Source organism: Streptomyces rubrogriseus (genome assembly GCF_027947575.1).
In the GTDB taxonomy this organism is placed as follows: Bacteria; Actinomycetota; Actinomycetes; order Streptomycetales; family Streptomycetaceae; genus Streptomyces; species Streptomyces rubrogriseus.
This window is the reverse complement of sequence record NZ_CP116256.1, coordinates 4,583,738-4,600,205: the sequence shown is the minus strand read 5'-3', so window position 1 is coordinate 4,600,205 and position 16,468 is coordinate 4,583,738. Positions and strand designations below refer to the sequence as shown.

Below are 16,468 nucleotides of genomic sequence, written 5' to 3'. Positions count from 1 at the left end.
CATGTGAGTTTCGTGGGAAGAGGGCCGTCCGGGCCCCGATCCGGCGCTGTCGCCCGAACCGCCGTTCTAGCGTGAGTGACGCCTCGTAGCGGGCCTGGCCCGGTCGGTTCAAGGGACGAGCCGGCCGGGCCCCCTCGTCCTTCTCTCGTCAGCACATCATCTGGGGGCTTTTGCGTGTCCACATTGCTCTACCGGCTCGGCCGTGGGTGCTTCCGGCACCGCAAGGCCGTCCTCGCCGCCTGGCTCGGTCTGCTCGCGGTGGTGGCGGTGACCGCGCTGGGTGTGATGAAGCCGTTCGCCTCCGCCACCACCATCCCGGGCACCGAAGCCCAACGCGCCCTCGACGTCATGGAGGAGGAGTTCCCCTCCACCGACGAGTCGCATGTCACCGGCAAGATCGTCATACAGGCGCCCGCCGGACAGAAGATCACCGCGGCTGCCCCCGCGCAGGCGGTCGCCGACCTGTCCGCAACGGCCGCCGACACCCCCGGCGTGGTCTCGGTGACCGGTCCCGCCGCCCGGAGCGGCACCGTCTCCTCCGACGGCCGCACCGGCATCACCGAGATCGTCTTCGACGCCGAAAAGGCCGAGGACATCCCCGAATCGACCTTGCTCACCCTGGAGGACGCGGCGCAGCGGGCCCGCACCGCGGGACTCGCCGTCGAGACGGGCGGGGACGCTTTCTCCCCCTCGACCGCGATCATGGGTCCGACAGAGATCATCGGCGTTCTGATCGCCCTGGCCGTTCTCGTCCTCGTCTTCCGGTCCCTGCGCACCGCCCTCATCCCGATCGTGACCGCCCTGGTCGGCGTGGCGATCGGTGTGCTGTCCCTCCTCGCGACGACCAGCGTGATCACCATGGACAGCACCTCCATCACCCTGTCGGTGATGCTGGGCCTGGCCGTCGGCATCGACTACGCCCTGTTCATCGTCTCCCGTCACCAGATCCAGGTCCGCCAGGGGATGGATCCGGAGGAGTCGGCGGCTCTGGCCACCGGCACCGCCGGCGGCGCGGTGGTCTTCGCCGGAGCCACCGTCGTCATCGCCCTGGCCGCCCTCGCCGTGGTGAACATCCCCTTCCTCACCGTCATGGGCCTGGGCGCCGCCGCCACCGTCGTGGTGTCCGTCCTGATCGCCACCACCCTGCTACCTGCCCTCCTGGGCTTCATGGGGCAGCGCATCACCTCCAGCCGCGTTCCGGCGCTGGCCCGCTCCGCCGCACGCGCCGAACGGCGACAGGCCGATCCCCGGCGGCCCGCCGCGGCCCGCCGCTGGGCCACGGCGACCACCCGCCGGCCCTGGCGAGTGCTGATCCTGTGCGCCCTGGGCCTGGGATTCCTCAGCGTCCCGGTCACCGATCTGCAACTCGGACTCGGCGGCGGCCCGGACCCGCACAGCTCCGCAGGCCGCGCCCAGAAACTGATCGACGACAGCTTCGGTCCCGGCCACAGCGGCCCCCTGGTCGTCCTGGCCCAGGGCCCCGACAGGGCCACCACGACCGCCGCCGCACAGCAAGCAGCCGACCGGATCAAGAACCTCCCCGGCGTCGCCTCCGTCTCTCCGCCCATCGCCTCCGACTCGGGCAACTCCGTTCTGATCCAGGTCACCCCTTCCTCCGGCCCCGATACGCGGGCCACCGCCACCGTCCTGTCCGAGATCCGCAGTGCGCGCGACGGCATCGAGCGGCAAACGGGCACCCGGCTGAACGTCACCGGCAACACCGCGGTCAACATCGACGTGGCCGACAAGCTCTCCGCCGCCCTGCCCGTCTACTGCCTGCTGGTGATGGGCCTGGCCCTGTTGCTGCTCACCGTCGTCTTCCGGGCCATCGCCGTACCGCTGAAGGCCGCACTCGGCTTCCTGCTCTCCCTCGGGGCCTCTCTGGGCGTCCTGGTGGCGGTCTTCCAGTGGGGCTGGCTGGCCGGTCCTCTCGGCATCGCGGAGACCGGGCCCGTCCTGAGTTTCCTGCCCATGCTGCTCGTGGGCATCCTGTTCGGCCTGGCCATGGACTACGAAGTCTTCCTCGTCTCCCGCATGCGCGAGGAGTACACCCGCGGCAAGCCCCCCGCCGAAGCGGTCATCCGCGGCTTCGGCCACAGCTCCAGGGTCGTCACCGCCGCCGCACTCATCATGATCGTCGTCTTCGGCGGCTTCGTCCTTGCGGAAATGCAGGTCGTCAAGGGCATGGGCCTGGCTCTGGCCGTCGGCGTCCTCGTCGACGCCTTCATCGTGCGCATGACCCTTGTACCGGCCGCAATGGCCCTGCTCGGCCATCACGCATGGTGGCTCCCGCGCTTCCTGCGGCGCATCCTGCCCAATGTCGACGTAGAGGGCGAACAGCTCACGCGCCAGGCCACGAACCCCCGAGCCCTGCCCCACCCCACACCGCACACCGTGCCGTCCCTGCCGGACACGTACGACGTGTAGCGCGGCTCCGGAGACCGGAGCACCCCGTGCCCCGCTGACGTCGCATCTGCACCCGAGCCATGTCAGCGCGGCCAGTGTCCCCGAGCGAGCCTCCCGGCGGGGAGAGGGCCCGGTCGCACTGTCGGGGTCGCCGTTGCCGCGGCGGACAGGACGGCCTGAGATCCCCGCGCGCAGGACTTCCCAGAGGTCGGCTTCGGCGGGCTGCTCGCCGATGGTGTCCGCCAGGACGCGCCCGAACCTGTCCTGGTCGCCCCCGAGAAGGTCTTCCTTGGAGCCGAAGTATCGGAACAGGGTGCGCTGGGAGACGCCGGCCTCGCGGGCGACGACCTCACCGTCTCCGGCGGTATCGGCGTACACGCGCGCCCCTGACGGTCAGTTCCGCACTGGGCTCCGACCGTGGAGCATCTCCACCAGGCCTGGCGCCCCGAGGCAGTGAGGGCACTGTCGCGCCGTGGACGGTCAGCGGTAGAGACGGAAGAAGCCGCGCACTCTCGGCGGCCAGGCGGCCTGGCCCGCGGGGGAGTCGGGGAGGCCGTAGCCGAGGGGCTGCGGCCTCGTCGCCTGGATCGCCGGGTATCCCCGGCCGGTGCGCCGCACCTCCTCCGCCGCCTGGTTCGCCCGCTCCGCGGGTGTCGGGCCGTCGAAGGTGCCCGCCTCGACGGACCCCAGGTTCAGGTGCGCGGCGGCCACCCGCCCGGGGGTGACCTCGCCCAGCGCCCCGGACACCGCGGACCCCAGTCGCCGCCCTGCGCGCCGTACCGCTCGTAGCCCAGAGAGTGTCAGGGGGCGCGCTTCACGTGGCGGACCAGCCACATCAGGAGGGCGTCCAGGTCGGCGGCGGCCGAGAGGACCCGTTCGACCGCCTCGGGCGTGTGCAGCCACACCTCGCAGCCGAGGGGCCGGGCGGCGATCAGCGAACGGTGGCGCAGCAGGTCCACACGGGAGTGGTCCGTCGGATAGCCGCGCGGGGGGCGTTTCATCACGTCCCCGGAGATGTCGTAGCCCTTGTTCCGCACGTCCTCGACGATGGCGGACAGTTCGCGACCGCTCCCCTCGGAGGCCACGGCTTTGCGGAACATGTCCACCTGGCCGGGATCGGGGTACCACCAGGCGCCTTGGATCCGCAGGCCGTCCAGGGCGAACCGGAGACCGATCTCGATCTTGCGGCCGAGTCGGATCACCGCGCCCTGGTGCTGCCACCACCAGGAGTTGGTGCGGTAGTGCCAGACGGAGAAGTCCTCGTACCGGGGGTCGGTGTCCGCGACCTCGTTGAGCAGGGCGATCATCGGCTGCCGGACCAGACGTTCGCGGTCCGCGCGGTGGCGTTCCCGGATCGCGTGGGTCGGTTCACCCTGGAGCTGCCACAACACGTCCATGGCCTGTTCCGGCCAGCCGGTGAACTGTCCACGCATGCGCGGAGGATAGCTCACCCACGATCCATGCGGTTCGTCGTGCCCCGCACGTTCTGGTCCGGCGCCATCAGCTTCGGCCTGGTCGCTCCTCCGGACCAAGGCCTGTCTCTTGGTCAGTTCTGGGCATGTCCCCCCTTTACGGCGACCACCGTGTAGTTCTCTGCGTCCGGGTCGAAGGTGTTGGACTCCACCTCAAGTCCGGCTGCATGCAGCTGCGAGACAAGCTCCTCCTGCCGGAACGGCCAGCACGACAGCCTTTCGGAGCATGTCAGTACCGACCCGTCCGCCGTCACCTGCGCCACGGCAATCTCCAGACGGTGCTCTTCGTCCCAGCGCTGCTCGATCTGCCAGTTGTAGACGACGACCGCGTCGCGTCCTTGACGCCGGACGAGTCGATGCCCCACGTCCAGACGAGATCCACGCGCTCGTACGAGCTCCCAGGTGCGGGATGTGAGGACGAGGCGTCCGTCGCGGCTCAAGAGCCGCGACATGGCGGTGAGTGCACCGAACCGGGCAGAGGCACCCTCGGCGTGGGCGAGCGAATTGCCCACGCAGAAGACCAGGTCGAAGGGCGGGGAACCGTCGAGACGGCCGGACAGCTCGTCCCAGCTGACGCGGAACGCGCGCAGCGGGACACCGTGTTGCTCCGCGAGTTGACGGGTCCGGCGCACCATCGCAGCGCTCGCGTCTGTCGCCGTCACGTCCAGGCCGAGCGCGGCCAGACCCACCGCGAGTTGCCCCGTGCCACACGCGCAGTCGAGAACACGTGCTTTCGGGGGAAGCCGTTTGACCAGGTCACCGAACGCAGCGGCAGAGCCTGCGGGAGTCAGCTTTCCTTCGGGCATCAGCCACTCATAGACCTCAGAAAGGGCCCCGTATCCAGCCACAGCCATACACCCCAACCAAACTCGACAACGTCCCAGGCGCACGTGCTCGTCCCAGAGAATCACTCCAGCCCTTCGACGCACCACAGGTTTGGAGCTCGGCCCCGCCCGACGGGCCGGGATTGGCGCTTCGATCCGATTCACCTCGAACCCGTTGGCCCACTGCACCAGGGTTCGCTCGGCGGTGCGTCTCGACGTCGACGACGAGGCCTTCGAATCACGCGAGCGACCGGCCTCCCCGCGTGAAGCCGCCCGCTGGATCACCACCCACCCGCACCGACGCAACCCCCAACGACAACGACCGTCTGCCCCGGCTCGTCGACCACTGCCCTGAACTCAGACAGACTCACGACCTGGTCCGTCGTTCCGCCGTCATGCTCGACGTCCATGACGCAACGCCCCTCACCGGCTGGCTGAACGACCTCTCACTCAGCGTCTTGGCCCCTCTCGCCGGTCTCGCCGCCCTTGCAGCTGATGTCTGCGACGCGCTGGGTCGCTGGCCTGCGGGTCGCGGGAATCAACTGGCGGCTGGGCACTGGTTCCGTGCAGATTGACCTTGCGGATTCGGCGAGAGGGCGGGGAACGGATGGCATCGGGCAGACCGCAGACGGACGGCAACGCAGACGCGGGCGACGACGTCCACAGACACTGGTTGCGGCTGCTCAATCGCTCCACGGGAAGCCCCTACCACCGGGATGAATGGTTCAACGAGCAGTGCGGCGGATGCCGGTTCTGGATCACGCTGAGCGGAGAACTGGGCCTGGACTGGGGGGCCTGCACCCACGCCGACTCCCGGTTCGACGGGCGCGTGCGTTTTGAGCACGACGGCTGCGAACACTTCTCCGTCCGCGACGATGGCACCTTCGGATGATCTACGGCTACGAAATTCTTGCCAGAGCCGCAAAAGTGCGCAGGCGCAGTACGGGTAAATATGCTCAGCCGGATGTTCGCCTGTGGGTTCGTCAGCTGTGGGCGTGCGACCATCGTGCGATGGAGAGTTCTGATCCGATGAGGGATGGGCTCTGGCTCGGCGGCTGGCCCGCCGGGTCCTCGTTGCGGAACTGGGTGAATGGCAGCAGCCCCTTCCGGAGATCTCTGTCATCCGGTGACGGGTCTCCGCTGTTCTCGCTGAGCGTTGTCCCGTAATGATCTACGCCATGTCAATTGGCCAGTGCTCTTTCCCGGTCGTCCGGCGAGGTGAGGTTCTGTAGGTGGGCGATGCCGAGCATGGCGTGGTGGACGCCGTCGCCTTTGAGGCGGCAGTCGCGGAGGATCTTCCAGGTCTTCATGCGAGCGAAGGCGAATCACCGGCAGGTGATCGACGGGATTCTTCACCGGGTGCGGACCGGGATGCAGTGGCGTGATCTACCCGAGAGGTTCGGGCCACGAAAGACGGTGTACGAGCGCCACCGGCTGTAGTCGGCCGACGGGACCTGGGAGTGTCTGCTGCAGCAAGTCCATACCGCGGCCGACGCCGGAGGTGATACCGACTGGGACATCGCGGACGACTTTCCGGAGCCGGCCGAACTGATCGGCCCGCACCCCAGTGATCTCCAGAGACACTCGCCCGACCCGGGCGTCCCAGCCCATCAACGGCTGTGCTCACTTCGCGTCCCTCTAAAACACCCCTTGGGCAGGAAGAGGCTGGTCAGCGAGCCGGGAGAGGCCCTTGACGGGTAGGGGATGCGCAGGAGCGGGATCGTCACCCTGGCCGGATGAGAACTTGATGCTTTCGAGGGGCATAGAGGAGATGGGCCTCAGCTGCGTGGGAGGCACCCTTGAGGGCAGTAGCCACCGGGCAGCACGTGTCTGGGAGGAGAGCGTAATGACAGGGGCGCATGACGAGGCGGCCGGGCAGTCGGTGGTCCCGGGAGCCACCGTGGCTGTGGAGGCCATAGGGGCCAGTGCGTACCTCGTCGACGAGCAGGGCCGCATCGTCGCGGTCAACAGTCTTGCCGAGCGGATGCTGGGCCGCCGGACCGAAGAGCTTGTCGGGCAGGACGCCCATGAACTGCTGCACCGCGGGCCCCAGGGCCAGCCGTTGCATGTCAGTCAGTGCGCCATGCGGCAGGCGTTCCACGCCGGCCACCCGGCGCAGGGCGACGACGACTACTTCGCTCGGGCGGACGGCTCCGTCCTGCCCATCTCCTGGTTCATCGCTCCGTACGCTGTGGAGGGCCGAAACGTCGGCACGCTGGTGCTTTTCCATCCGCGAACGCAGGCGTCGTCTACCGGATCGCATTCGGAACGGACCGCGGAACCGCTGAGTGAACTGGCACGACTCGCCCTGCTGGCCGAGACCACGACGCGCCTGACGTCCACCCTCAACGTCGACGAGGCGCTGCAACGACTGGTGGAACTGGTTCTGCCCAGACTCGCGGACTGGGCCGTCATCGATCTGATCACGGAGCACGACGAAGTGTGGCGCACCGCCGTGGTCCACTCCGAGGAGGAGCGCCTCGTGCCGTACGAGGAACTCCAGGGGCCGATGCCGCCCGTGCCCGAGCACTCCGCGATGCCGTTGTCACGAGCCCTGCGCGGAGTTGCCTCGGCGTTGGTCGAACCGGACGTCTACGACGGGCCGCCGGACTCCGGCATCGCCGTCGAGCAGCGCCGTCTGTTCGACGCCACCGGCATCCGGTCGGCCGTCGTCGTTCCCCTCCGCGGGACCCGGGAGGTGTTGGGAGCCTTCACGCTCGGCCGGACGCAGAAACAGGGGAACTTCACCACCGCGGACCTGCCTCTGATCGAGGACATCGCCCGCCGCGCGAGCCTGGCACTGGACAACGCCCGTCTCTATCAGCGTCAGCGCGCGGTCGCTGAGACCATGCAGAATCACCTGCTGCCGCAGATGCCCCGTGTGCCCGGGCTGCAATTGGCCGTGCGCTACCTTCCCGCGCCCGACGCCTCACAGGTGGGCGGCGACTGGTACGACGCCTTCAGCCTGTCTGACGGCGCGACCGCACTGGCCATCGGTGACGTGGTCGGTCACGACCTGGAGGCCACCGCCGGTATGGCCCAGCTGCGCAACATGCTCCGCGCCTACGCGTGGTCCCAGCAGACACCGCCCAGCCGCATCGTGGAGCGCCTCGACGAGGCCATCATGCCTATCACCGACGTCACGATGGCCACCCTCATCTGCGCCAGAGTCACTCGGACGGACAGCGGAAGATGGCACCTGACATGGACCAACGCGGGACACCCCCCGCCCCTGCTCGTCACCCGTGACGGCCTGACCGAGTACCTGACCGACGGGCACAGCCTGTTGCTGGGGACCGGGCTCGGCTCACGCCGCCCCGACGCCACGGTCGTGTTGCCGCCAGGCTGCACGCTGCTTCTGTACACGGACGGCCTCATCGAGGTGCCGGGGCAAACCCTCGACGAGGGGCTGGACCGACTTCAGCAGCATGCCGCGGCCCTCGCCCACCGCCCCCTGCCGTCCTTCACCGATGAACTTCTCCGGCGGGTCCAGCCGCCCGGACTCGACGACGTCGCCCTCCTCGCACTGCGTACACCGAAGGAACCCCTGTCACGGAAGGCGGCAGACACGTCGGGGTGACACCAAGATCGGTCCGTCGGGAAAGGCACCGCGGCAGACGCCGACGGCCCGCCTATCGCTACAAACCGCGCAGTTGCGGCTCTTCGGAGCCCCTGGACGCCCTCTCGCCCGACCGATTTGACGGGACAGCACCGTGAGGTGTCTGCCTGCTCGGCGGCATCGGTCGTGACCAGTACCGTCCGCCGGCGGGTGTGCGGTCTCATGCCGCGCGAAGGCAGGACGTCCGGATCCGGGTGCTCCAATGCGATGAATCCCCCTTCGCTCGCCGATGAGTGGCCAGTCGTTGAAGGACATCCACACCAGCAGGCCGAGCGGAACGGCGAAGAAGACGCCGACGACGAGGGCGGTGGGCAGGGCGAAGAGCATGCCGGCCCGGGACCGGTTGCGGGTGTGCGCGGACGCCTTCGGGCGTAGCGGAAGGGCAGTGGCCATGTCGGTCAGCCGTCGATCTGCAGAGCGGCCGTGATCGCTGAGTTGTCCTCGGCCAGCGCCTGGAGCCTGCCCACCACCTGGGAGTGGAGCAACTACACCGAGGCGTGGACGACCGGTCACATCGGCCTCTACGTACAGAACAGCCTGCTCGCCGTCGTCCCCGCCCTCGCGCTGATGCTGCTGCTGGGCACCGCCGCCGGCTTCGCCCTGCAGGCCATGGTGTGGAAGGGCCGCAGCCTCACTCTGCTGGTCTTTCTCGCGGGCATGATGGTTCCGCCGCAGATGATCCTGCTGCCCCTGTTCACGGTGTACTACCAGACCGCCTGCCGGCACCCTGTGGCCGCTGATCCTCACCTACACCGGCACGGGCCTCCCCCTGACCGTTGGTCCGCAACGCCCTGCTCACCGTCGGCCTGGTGCAGTTCGTCTTCGTCTGGAACGACCTGCTCATCGCGCTGACCTCCACGAACAACCAGGACCTGCGCGCCATCCAGGTCGGCCTGCTCAACTTCACCGGCGACTTCGGCGCCACCCAATACGGCCCCCTCTTCGCTGCCATCTGCATCAACGTCTTCGGCACCCTCCTGATCTACCTCTTCCTCAATCAAAAGGTCATGAAGGGCCTCACCTCGGGAGCGTTGAAGGGCTGACCCAGTCGCGCCCCGGCCTGCCGTCTCCCCGGGCCCCAGCCCCGGGGAGTTCGCCGCGCCCACCCGCCGCTCTCCCGGATGTGACCACACGTGAAAGAAGGGTCGCCCCTTGCTCCCCCCTCAGTCCTCCCCGGTCGGCTTCGAACACCTGCCGGACGGACTCGGCATCGGAGTCGCCTCCCCCCCCCGGCTGACCTGGACCTTGCCCGCAGGCACCGGCCGCCAGGTGTCGTACGAGCTGGAACTCGAACGCCGTGGCGGCATCCGCCGCACCGGGCGCGTCGACAACGCCGAGCAGGTCCTCGTGCCGTGGCCCGGCGCCCCCTGACATCCCGGGAACGCGCCACCGTCCGCGTCCGCGTCTGGACCCCCGACGCCGCGGACCCCTCGGAGTGGAGCACACCGTGTGACCGCTGCGCGGTCGAGTGAACGTCACACGAGCCGCTGCCACCCGACCCGGCCCTGACACCCCACGCCTCGCTCCAGCCCACCCCATTCCTCCTTCCCGCCCGGAGACCGTCCGTGACACGCACCTCACACCTGCTCGGCTTCGCCGTCAGCCTGGCGCTCGCAGTCACCACGACCACCGGGTGCGGTCCGTTCGGGACCGAACAGGACGGGCCGGTCGAGTTGTCAGTCAGGGCAAGCGCCACCGACAGGTCCGCGATGGACGCCGTGGTCGCCGAGTTCCACCGCCTCAACCCCGACACACACGTCACGGTCGACTACTCCGACACCGGCGACCTCCAGCAGGAACAGGTGCCGGGGAGGCCGGGGTGAGTGGGACGGTCGCCGTGGATGACGGGCCGCTTGCCGAGCTGGTTGCCCGGGCTCAGGCCGGTGGGGTGAAGCTCACCGGGGAAGGCGGCCTGGAGAACTACCGCTACGGGCACCGCCCCAAGATGGTGATTACCTAGTCGGGGCCGGTCAAGATCGCGGTGCCGCGGGACCGGGTGGGGTTGTTCGAGCCGCAGTTGGTCACAGCGGCAGCGGCGGTTGGTCGGGGTGGACGAGATGGTCCTGTCGCTGTCGGCGAAGGGGCTGCCGCATGGGGAGATCTCCGCGCATCTGGCCGAGATCTACGGCGCGGAGATCTCCAAGTTGACGATCTCCATGCGGAAGCCTCCGGTGGTGCTGCGAGCTACCGTCATCGCCCCCCGCGTTACTAGGGAACGCGGCTCGACCGCGCCACTTTGATACCGGTCAGGCGGCACCCGTACCGGCCACCGCGACGCCGGCAGCCGGTACGTGACATGTCGCCGTGGCGTCGCCCGGGTCAGATGGCCAGCGCCACCAGAAAGCGGGAGACCATGTTGTACGCCGCGACCGTGGCGACCGCCTCCACCGTCTGTGCCTCGCCGAACAGACGCTTGAGGTGCTCGATCACGTCAGCGTCCACCTCGACCCGGCGTGTCGACTGGTCGGTGAGAGTGATCAGAGCCCGCTCCTCCTCGTTGAAGAGCGTGCTGTCCGCGTCCTCTTTCCGAAGCGCCTGGCTCTTCTCGTCGCTCCCGCCCGCATCCAGGTACGCGGGGTGGTGCACGCCCCATTCGAACTCCGCCCTGTTCAGAGCGGCCACCCGGAGCATGATCAGCTCGCGGTACTCCAGACTGAGGTCGAACTCGGCACGGACCCGGCCCAGCAGGCCGTTCCAACCCGTGGCGAGCGGAACGCTCCGCAGCAGAACGCGGTCGATACCGATCAGCTCACCGCCCGGGCGGCGGCCTCGCATGCCCGCGAGCAGCTCGGACGGGGGAGACGGGACATCACCTTCCTGCCAGGGGGTGACTCGCACGGTGCTCACACTGTCCTCCTTCGCAGAACGGGGATGTCAGACGGTGTCGTAGACCCGTACGTCCGGGTCGCTCGACAGCAGCGGCGCGAGTTCACCCACGACATCCTGTGTGAACAGCTCGCTGTCCAGGTACGCGCGGGCGTCCGCGACCGACCGGAAGCCGTGGAGCACCTGGACGTCCTCGTCCCGGATCAGGAGCTCCTTGCTGGTGGCGCCGGAGACGCCGTCCAGGAACTGCTGCTTGTACTTCTCGTAGACGGCTGCCGCCGCGGGACGGTTGGCCGGGTCCACGGAGAGAGTGATCTCAAGATAGGCCACGATTATGTCTGCCTTTCCAGCTCGACGGGTGCGCTGCGACATCGTCGCTGCACATCGCCAAGTTAGGCAGACGGAATGCCGTCCGGTAGGGGAGAATGCTGAATCGCCATATAAGCAATCTGTATGGCTACCGGGAGGCGCCGAGCTGCTGGGCGAGCAGGACGAGGTCCGTGTGCAGGGCCGAGTCAGGGCTCCATACGGCCTCGAAGGAGATCTGTACCTCCCGGCCCGCGTTCAGCAGCGGGCGGTGCGGGACGGCCGGGGAAGTGAGCCGGGACTGGGGAAGCATGGCCGAGCCCAGGCCGAGAGCCGCCCATTCCTCCAGGACCCGGTAGCTGGCCGCTTCCCCGGGATAGGTGTGCAGCGGTACCTCGTTCGCATGGAAGAGCTGGGTGGTGAACGTGGTCAGCCCGCAGGCTTCCGGCACGAGGATGAACTGTTGGTTTCCGGCCTCGGTCAGTTCCAGCGAGGTGCCGTCGTCGGCAGCCGTGCCGACGATGACGACGGGCTCGACATCGATGACCCGGTGCTCGAAGCGCGGCATCGCGGTCACGGCCGGGATCAGGATCAGGTCGAGTCGTCCGGCCTGCAGCCCGTCGCGCAGGTCCTGCATGTTGGCCTCGCGCAGGACGAGGTCGCGGGGCGTGGGCAGGTCGCGGACGGCGGCGAACGCGCGGCCCACCAGATGCGGGCCGATGAGCGGGGAGACGCCCATCCGGATCTTCTGGTCGTCCGGTTCCGTGAGCCGCCGGGCTTCCGCGGTGACGGCGTCCAGGGCGGTGACAGCGCGCTCGACGAGTGGCAGGATGCGGCTGCCGAAGGCGGTCTGTGTCACGCCGCGAGGGGAGCGGTCGAAGAGCTTCCCCCCGAGCCGTTCTTCCAGTTTCGCGATGCCGTTGGACAGGGCCGGCTGGGTGACGCCGTACGCCCGCGCCGCCGCGCTGAAGGAACGGGTCTCGGCGACCGCCTGCGCGTAGCGGAGACCTTCGACGTTCAGTCGCTCCGTCATAGCCATCGCTTATCGCCTCATTCGCTGAAGTCGCCTACCGCTGCGGCTCACCCCTGGTTACCGTGGGCCGCCGATGACCTCGTCATCATTCACCCTTATAACACTCATCCGCGTTCCCCCAGGAAGTGCACTGTGTCGGATCCCACCGTCGCCATGGTCGTGACCGAGCCGCACGGGCCGTTGGTCGCGTCCGCCGTCGACACCGCCCCGCTGGAAGGACATCAGGTCCGGGTGTCCGTGCAGGCCAGTGGCGTGTGCCACGCCGACATCGGCACGGCCAGTGCCCCGAAGGCCGGCCGGGACACACCGGTGACGCCCGGACACGAGGTCGCCGGCGTCATCGCCGAGGTGGGCGACCGGGTGCGTGGCTGGACGGTCGGGGAACGCGTGGCCGTCGGCTGGTTCGGCGGAAGCTGCGGGCACTGCGCCTTCTGCCGTGACGGTGACGTCGTGCACTGCCCCGAGCGGAAGGTGCCCGGACTGTCCTACCCGGGCGGCTGGGCACAGAGCATCATCGTGCCGGCCGACGCACTGGCGCGCGTCCCCGACGGCCTGGACCTCTTCGACGCGGCGGTCTTCGGCTGCGCGGGCGTGACCGCCTTCAACGCCGTCCGCAACGCCGGTACGCGGACCGGGGGCGGGGTCGCCGTGTTCGGAGTGGGCGGGCTGGGACACCTCGCCGTGCAGTTCGCGGCGAAGCTCGGCTACGAGACGGTTGCGGTCGCCCGCGGCGCCGACCGCGAGGAACTGGCCCGTGAACTCGGCGCCCGGCACTACGTCGACAGCACCCGAGAGGCCCCCGGTGCGGCACTCGCTGCCCTCGGCGGCGTCGACCACGTCATCTGCACCGCCTCCACCACCGACAGGCTGGGCGAGCTGGTCACCGGCCTGCGGCCGCACGGCCGGCTCACGCTGGTGGGCGTGGACGACGGCGCCCTGTGTCTCCCGGTGGGCTTGCTGGTCGGTCAGGGCGTGAGTGTGACCGGGCACCTGACCGGCAGCGCGCGGGACACGGAGGAGGCCATGGCCTTCGCCGTCACCAACGGAGTCCGGCCCATGATCGAGCGGATGCCGCTGCGGGAAGCGGGTGCGGCCGTCGCGCGCCTGCGCTCCGCGGCACCCCGGTTCCGTATCGTGCTGGACCCGTCCCAAGTTTTCTGACCTCACCGGATCTCTCCCGTCCGCCCGTCGCGCCGGCAGCCTGCGGGACGGTCCTCCACCGTCCCGAAGGGAATCCGCCATGCTCGACAGCGGCACTCATGACGTCATCGTGATCGGCGCCGGCGCGGCCGGGACGACCGCCGCGACCGTACTGCACGAGGCCGGGCACAGAGTCCTGTGCCTGGAAGCGCGGACGAGGGTCGGTGGCCGACTGCTCAGCGAGCCCGTCGACGGCGGCGTCCTGGACCTTGGGGCCACCTGGTTCTGGCCGGGGGAGCAGCGCGTCGCGGCCCTGGCCGCGCGGACCGGGGCCGAGGTCTTCGACCAGCACCTGGCGGGGGACGCCGTCCTGCACGACCGGTCCGGCGTCCACCGCTACCCCGGCAACATGATCGACGTTCCCTCCTACCGCTTCGCCGCCGGGGCGCAGCGTCTCACCTCGGCACTCGCGTCGAGTCTGCCCCCGGGCGCCGTACTGCCGGACACGCCCGTCACCGCGATCCGTCCCGTCGGCGCGGACGGAGTCGACGTCCACGCAGCGGGGCGGGCCTTCCGCGCCACGCAGGTCGTCGTGGCCGTCCCACCCGCGCTGGCGCTGGAGCGCATCGACTTCGCCGGCGCCCTGCCCGACGACCTGATCCGCCTGGCCCGCTCCACTCCGGTGTGGATGGGGGCCGTCGCCAAGGTCGTCGCCCGCTACTCCACCGCCTTCTGGCGCGAGGACGGGCTCGCGGGCGCGGCCTTCAGCAGAGTCGGACCGCTCCAGGAGATCCACGACATGTCCGGCGTCGACGGACGTCCCGCGGCGCTGTTCGGCTTCGCGCACGCCCGGACCGTCCGGCCGGGCTTCGAAGCGGCAGTGGTTGCACAACTCGTTGCGTGCTTCGGGCCCGCCGCCGCACCCGAGGCCGTGTACGTGCAGGACTGGAGCCGAGAGACCTGGACGGCCCCGCGTTCCGTGCACGCCCTCAGCGACTACTCCTTCTTCGGCCACGACCTCTACCAGCGGCCGTTCCTCGACGGCCGACTGCACTGGGCCTCGACCGAGACGGCCACCGAATACGCAGGGCACATCGAGGGCGCGCTGCACTCCGGCGAGCGCGCGGCCCGTGCCGTATTGTCCGCGACCGCGCACGGCCGCGGGCTCCCCTTGAGCTGACCCGGGCAACCCGCGCCTGCGTCCCGACGACGTCTCCTTCGGCGCGGGCAGGACGGTGCGTCGGCTCTCCCACGCGCTGACGCTCGAGGCCACCTCGTAAACGGGGCCCCACACCTGGAGACGTCAAGCCGTCCGTCGCGGGCCCGGGTCGGCCGTTTCCCCCGCCGTCCGTGCGAGGCCACCGGCCACGTCCGGGCCCGCACGGGGCCGGGCGGAGGCCCGGCGGCGGTCGTCCGCGGACGCGGCGCCATACGGCCGCCGACGCTCGTGGTCGATTCAGCGTGCGCGCACGAGGACCGCCCAGAAGGCGAGCACGGGCAGGACCAGGACGGCGGCGACGGCGTTCAGAGCGCCGAAGCCGGCCCAGCCCATCAAAGGCCCGGCGAGGCCGGCGCCCACGGCCGCGACGACGTTCATCGAGGTGTCCGTGGTGCCCTGTACGCCGGGCAGAAGGGCGAGTGGCGTGGTCTCGCTGAGCATGGCCGACCCGGCCACCAGGCTGAAGGACCAGCCCAGTCCCAGGAGGAACAGCCCTGCCATCATCATGCCGACCGAGCCGTGGCCCATGCCCGACAGTGCGGCGGACACCAGGAAGACCGTCTGCCCGGCCACGATGGTCGGCATGTGACCGATCCGGTCGGAGAGCCGGCCGACGAGCGGGGAGAACGCGTACATGCCCAGCAGATGACCGCTTATGGTGACGCCGACCACGGTGAGCCCGTGACCGTGCTCCGACATGTCGACCGGGGTCATCGTCATGACCGCGGCCATGACCGTGTGGGCCACGACGATGGTCACGAACGCGAAGGCCGCTTGCGGGGTGCGGCGAAGGTGCCGCAGGCCCGCGCGCACGGTCCCGTTCTGCCGGTCCTTCTTCTTCTGCCCGCCGGTCTCGTCTTGTGCCGCCGGAATGCCCGTGTCCTTGTCCACGGGCGCGTCGGCGTCCTGGTACCGGCGGGAGAGCGTGAGCGGGTCGGGGCGCATCAGGCCCCACAGCAGAGCCGATGCCGCCGCCGTGCAGACGGTGGCCAGGACGAACGCCCCTGCCAGGCGCGGTAGGTGGAGAGCCGACGCCACGGCGGCACCGGGATCGGCGAGGTTGGGTCCGATCACCGAGCCGATGGTCGTGGACCACAGCACGATGGACAGCGCATGGGCCCGCCGGTGCGGCGCGGCCAGGTCCGCGGCCGCGTAGCGGCTCTGCTGGTTGGTGGCGCTGCCGACGCCGAACAGCAGCATGCCCACGATCAGCAGAGGGATCGACCTGCTCACCGCCGAGGCGATGAGCAGGCCCCCGCCGGCTGCGGCGACGAGCCATCCTGCCCCGAGAGAGGTCCGGCGACCGCGCCGTTGGGCGAGGAGGGCGAGCGGTATGCCGACCAGGGCGGCGCCCGCCGTGGTCGCCGTGCGCGCCAGTCCGGCGTAGGTCTCGCTCTGGGCCACGGACTCCGCGAGCAGGGGACCGACGGACACCGAGACGCCCACTCCGACCCCGCCGACGATCTGTGCCGCGGACAGGATCCGGACCGTGCGCTTCTGCACCGCGCGGACTCGGTCCTGCTCCTGCCACGGCGTCGGGGCTATGTCCTGTGGCGTGCTCACGTGTCGGCGCTCCTTGGTGAGTCGGCTGAGTGGGTGTCGGGAGGGCGAAGGGCGTGCGGG

Annotated in this window: 17 protein-coding genes and 3 pseudogenes; 11 read left to right on the top strand and 9 right to left on the bottom strand. The window is 69.7% G+C overall.

The genetic code is table 11. The features are described 5' to 3' along the window. The first annotated feature begins 174 nt into the window (after window positions 1–174). On the top strand, window positions 175–2,427 hold the full coding sequence (locus Sru02f_RS21020; protein ID WP_109032487.1) for an MMPL family transporter: 2,253 nt from the start codon (window positions 175–177) through the stop codon (window positions 2,425–2,427). Window positions 2,428–2,688: 261 nt separating this feature from the next. Here the strand turns inward: Sru02f_RS21020 and Sru02f_RS21015 are convergent. The 4 genes and pseudogenes from Sru02f_RS21015 to Sru02f_RS21000 all read right to left on the bottom strand — a co-directional run. Then, window positions 2,689–2,784: pseudogene (locus Sru02f_RS21015) on the bottom strand (TetR family transcriptional regulator); the annotation flags it as partial. A gap of 102 nt (window positions 2,785–2,886) precedes the next feature. After that, window positions 2,887–3,153 carry a hypothetical protein gene (locus Sru02f_RS21010; protein ID WP_244941862.1) on the bottom strand — a complete coding sequence of 89 codons (267 nt, stop codon included), beginning with the start codon at window positions 3,151–3,153 and terminating at the stop codon, window positions 2,887–2,889. A gap of 53 nt (window positions 3,154–3,206) precedes the next feature. Beyond that, window positions 3,207–3,839 (bottom strand): DUF2461 family protein, encoded by a 633-nt coding sequence (locus Sru02f_RS21005; RefSeq protein ID WP_167469578.1) that lies wholly within the window; start codon window positions 3,837–3,839, stop codon window positions 3,207–3,209. Between the two features lie 113 nt (window positions 3,840–3,952). Then, entirely contained in the window at window positions 3,953–4,684 is a 732-nt protein-coding gene (locus tag Sru02f_RS21000) for a class I SAM-dependent methyltransferase (protein WP_109032488.1), read from the bottom strand. Between the two features lie 625 nt (window positions 4,685–5,309). Between Sru02f_RS21000 and Sru02f_RS20995 the strand changes: the two genes are divergently transcribed. Further along, on the top strand, window positions 5,310–5,594 hold the full coding sequence (locus Sru02f_RS20995) for a DUF3027 domain-containing protein (protein ID WP_167469579.1): 285 nt from the start codon (window positions 5,310–5,312) through the stop codon (window positions 5,592–5,594). A gap of 289 nt (window positions 5,595–5,883) precedes the next feature. On the opposite strand, the gene Sru02f_RS20990 is transcribed toward Sru02f_RS20995, so the two are convergent. After that, window positions 5,884–6,012 (bottom strand): hypothetical protein, encoded by a 129-nt coding sequence (locus tag Sru02f_RS20990; RefSeq protein WP_280524893.1) that lies wholly within the window; start codon window positions 6,010–6,012, stop codon window positions 5,884–5,886. A gap of 13 nt (window positions 6,013–6,025) precedes the next feature. Here Sru02f_RS20990 and Sru02f_RS20985 point away from each other — a divergent pair. The 7 genes and pseudogenes from Sru02f_RS20985 to Sru02f_RS20955 all read left to right on the top strand — a co-directional run. Beyond that, a pseudogene (locus Sru02f_RS20985) lies at window positions 6,026–6,223 on the top strand (transposase); the annotation flags it as partial. Between the two features lie 325 nt (window positions 6,224–6,548). Continuing rightward, entirely contained in the window at window positions 6,549–8,282 is a 1,734-nt protein-coding gene (locus Sru02f_RS20980; RefSeq protein WP_109032581.1) for a SpoIIE family protein phosphatase, read from the top strand. Window positions 8,283–8,744: 462 nt separating this feature from the next. Beyond that, window positions 8,745–9,173, top strand: coding sequence for a carbohydrate ABC transporter permease (locus tag Sru02f_RS20975; protein WP_174855102.1), 429 nt, complete (start codon window positions 8,745–8,747; stop codon window positions 9,171–9,173). Beyond that, window positions 9,131–9,364, top strand: coding sequence for an ABC transporter permease family protein (locus Sru02f_RS20970; RefSeq protein ID WP_174855103.1), 234 nt, complete (start codon window positions 9,131–9,133; stop codon window positions 9,362–9,364). The genes Sru02f_RS20975 and Sru02f_RS20970 overlap by 43 nt, the downstream gene beginning before the upstream one ends. Before the next feature lie 109 nt (window positions 9,365–9,473). Next, window positions 9,474–9,692, top strand: coding sequence for a glycoside hydrolase family 78 protein (locus tag Sru02f_RS20965; RefSeq protein ID WP_174855104.1), 219 nt, complete (start codon window positions 9,474–9,476; stop codon window positions 9,690–9,692). Window positions 9,693–9,886: 194 nt separating this feature from the next. Beyond that, entirely contained in the window at window positions 9,887–10,144 is a 258-nt protein-coding gene (locus Sru02f_RS20960) for a hypothetical protein (RefSeq protein ID WP_109032489.1), read from the top strand. Between the two features lie 38 nt (window positions 10,145–10,182). Continuing rightward, window positions 10,183–10,477, top strand: a pseudogene (locus Sru02f_RS20955) (transposase); the annotation flags it as partial. A 163-nt stretch (window positions 10,478–10,640) separates the two neighbouring features. On the opposite strand, the gene Sru02f_RS20950 reads toward Sru02f_RS20955, so the two are convergent. The 3 genes from Sru02f_RS20950 to Sru02f_RS20940 all read right to left on the bottom strand — a co-directional run bounded on the left by Sru02f_RS20950 (window position 10,641) and on the right by Sru02f_RS20940 (window position 12,486). Next, entirely contained in the window at window positions 10,641–11,168 is a 528-nt protein-coding gene (locus tag Sru02f_RS20950) for a carboxymuconolactone decarboxylase family protein (RefSeq protein ID WP_109032490.1), read from the bottom strand. A gap of 27 nt (window positions 11,169–11,195) precedes the next feature. Beyond that, window positions 11,196–11,477: a hypothetical protein gene (locus tag Sru02f_RS20945; RefSeq protein ID WP_109032491.1), complete on the bottom strand. Its 282-nt coding sequence runs from the start codon at window positions 11,475–11,477 to the stop codon at window positions 11,196–11,198. Window positions 11,478–11,604: 127 nt separating this feature from the next. After that, a complete protein-coding gene (locus Sru02f_RS20940; RefSeq protein ID WP_109032492.1) occupies window positions 11,605–12,486 on the bottom strand; it encodes a LysR family transcriptional regulator in 882 nt (293 codons plus the stop codon). 132 nt (window positions 12,487–12,618) lie between these two features. Here Sru02f_RS20940 and Sru02f_RS20935 point away from each other — a divergent pair, with 132 nt between their 5' ends. Both Sru02f_RS20935 and Sru02f_RS20930 read left to right on the top strand, forming a co-directional pair. Then, the gene (locus Sru02f_RS20935) at window positions 12,619–13,647 is read left to right on the top strand and encodes an alcohol dehydrogenase catalytic domain-containing protein (protein ID WP_244941863.1); all 1,029 of its coding nucleotides are present in this window, start codon (window positions 12,619–12,621) and stop codon (window positions 13,645–13,647) included. Window positions 13,648–13,726: 79 nt separating this feature from the next. Further along, window positions 13,727–14,806 carry a flavin monoamine oxidase family protein gene (locus Sru02f_RS20930; RefSeq protein WP_109032493.1) on the top strand — a complete coding sequence of 360 codons (1,080 nt, stop codon included), beginning with the start codon at window positions 13,727–13,729 and terminating at the stop codon, window positions 14,804–14,806. Window positions 14,807–15,082: 276 nt separating this feature from the next. Here Sru02f_RS20930 and Sru02f_RS20925 read toward each other — a convergent pair whose 3' ends face one another. Beyond that, complete coding sequence (locus Sru02f_RS20925) at window positions 15,083–16,408, bottom strand: MFS transporter (protein ID WP_109032494.1); 1,326 nt, start codon at window positions 16,406–16,408, stop codon at window positions 15,083–15,085. Window positions 16,409–16,468: the final 60 nt, after the last annotated feature.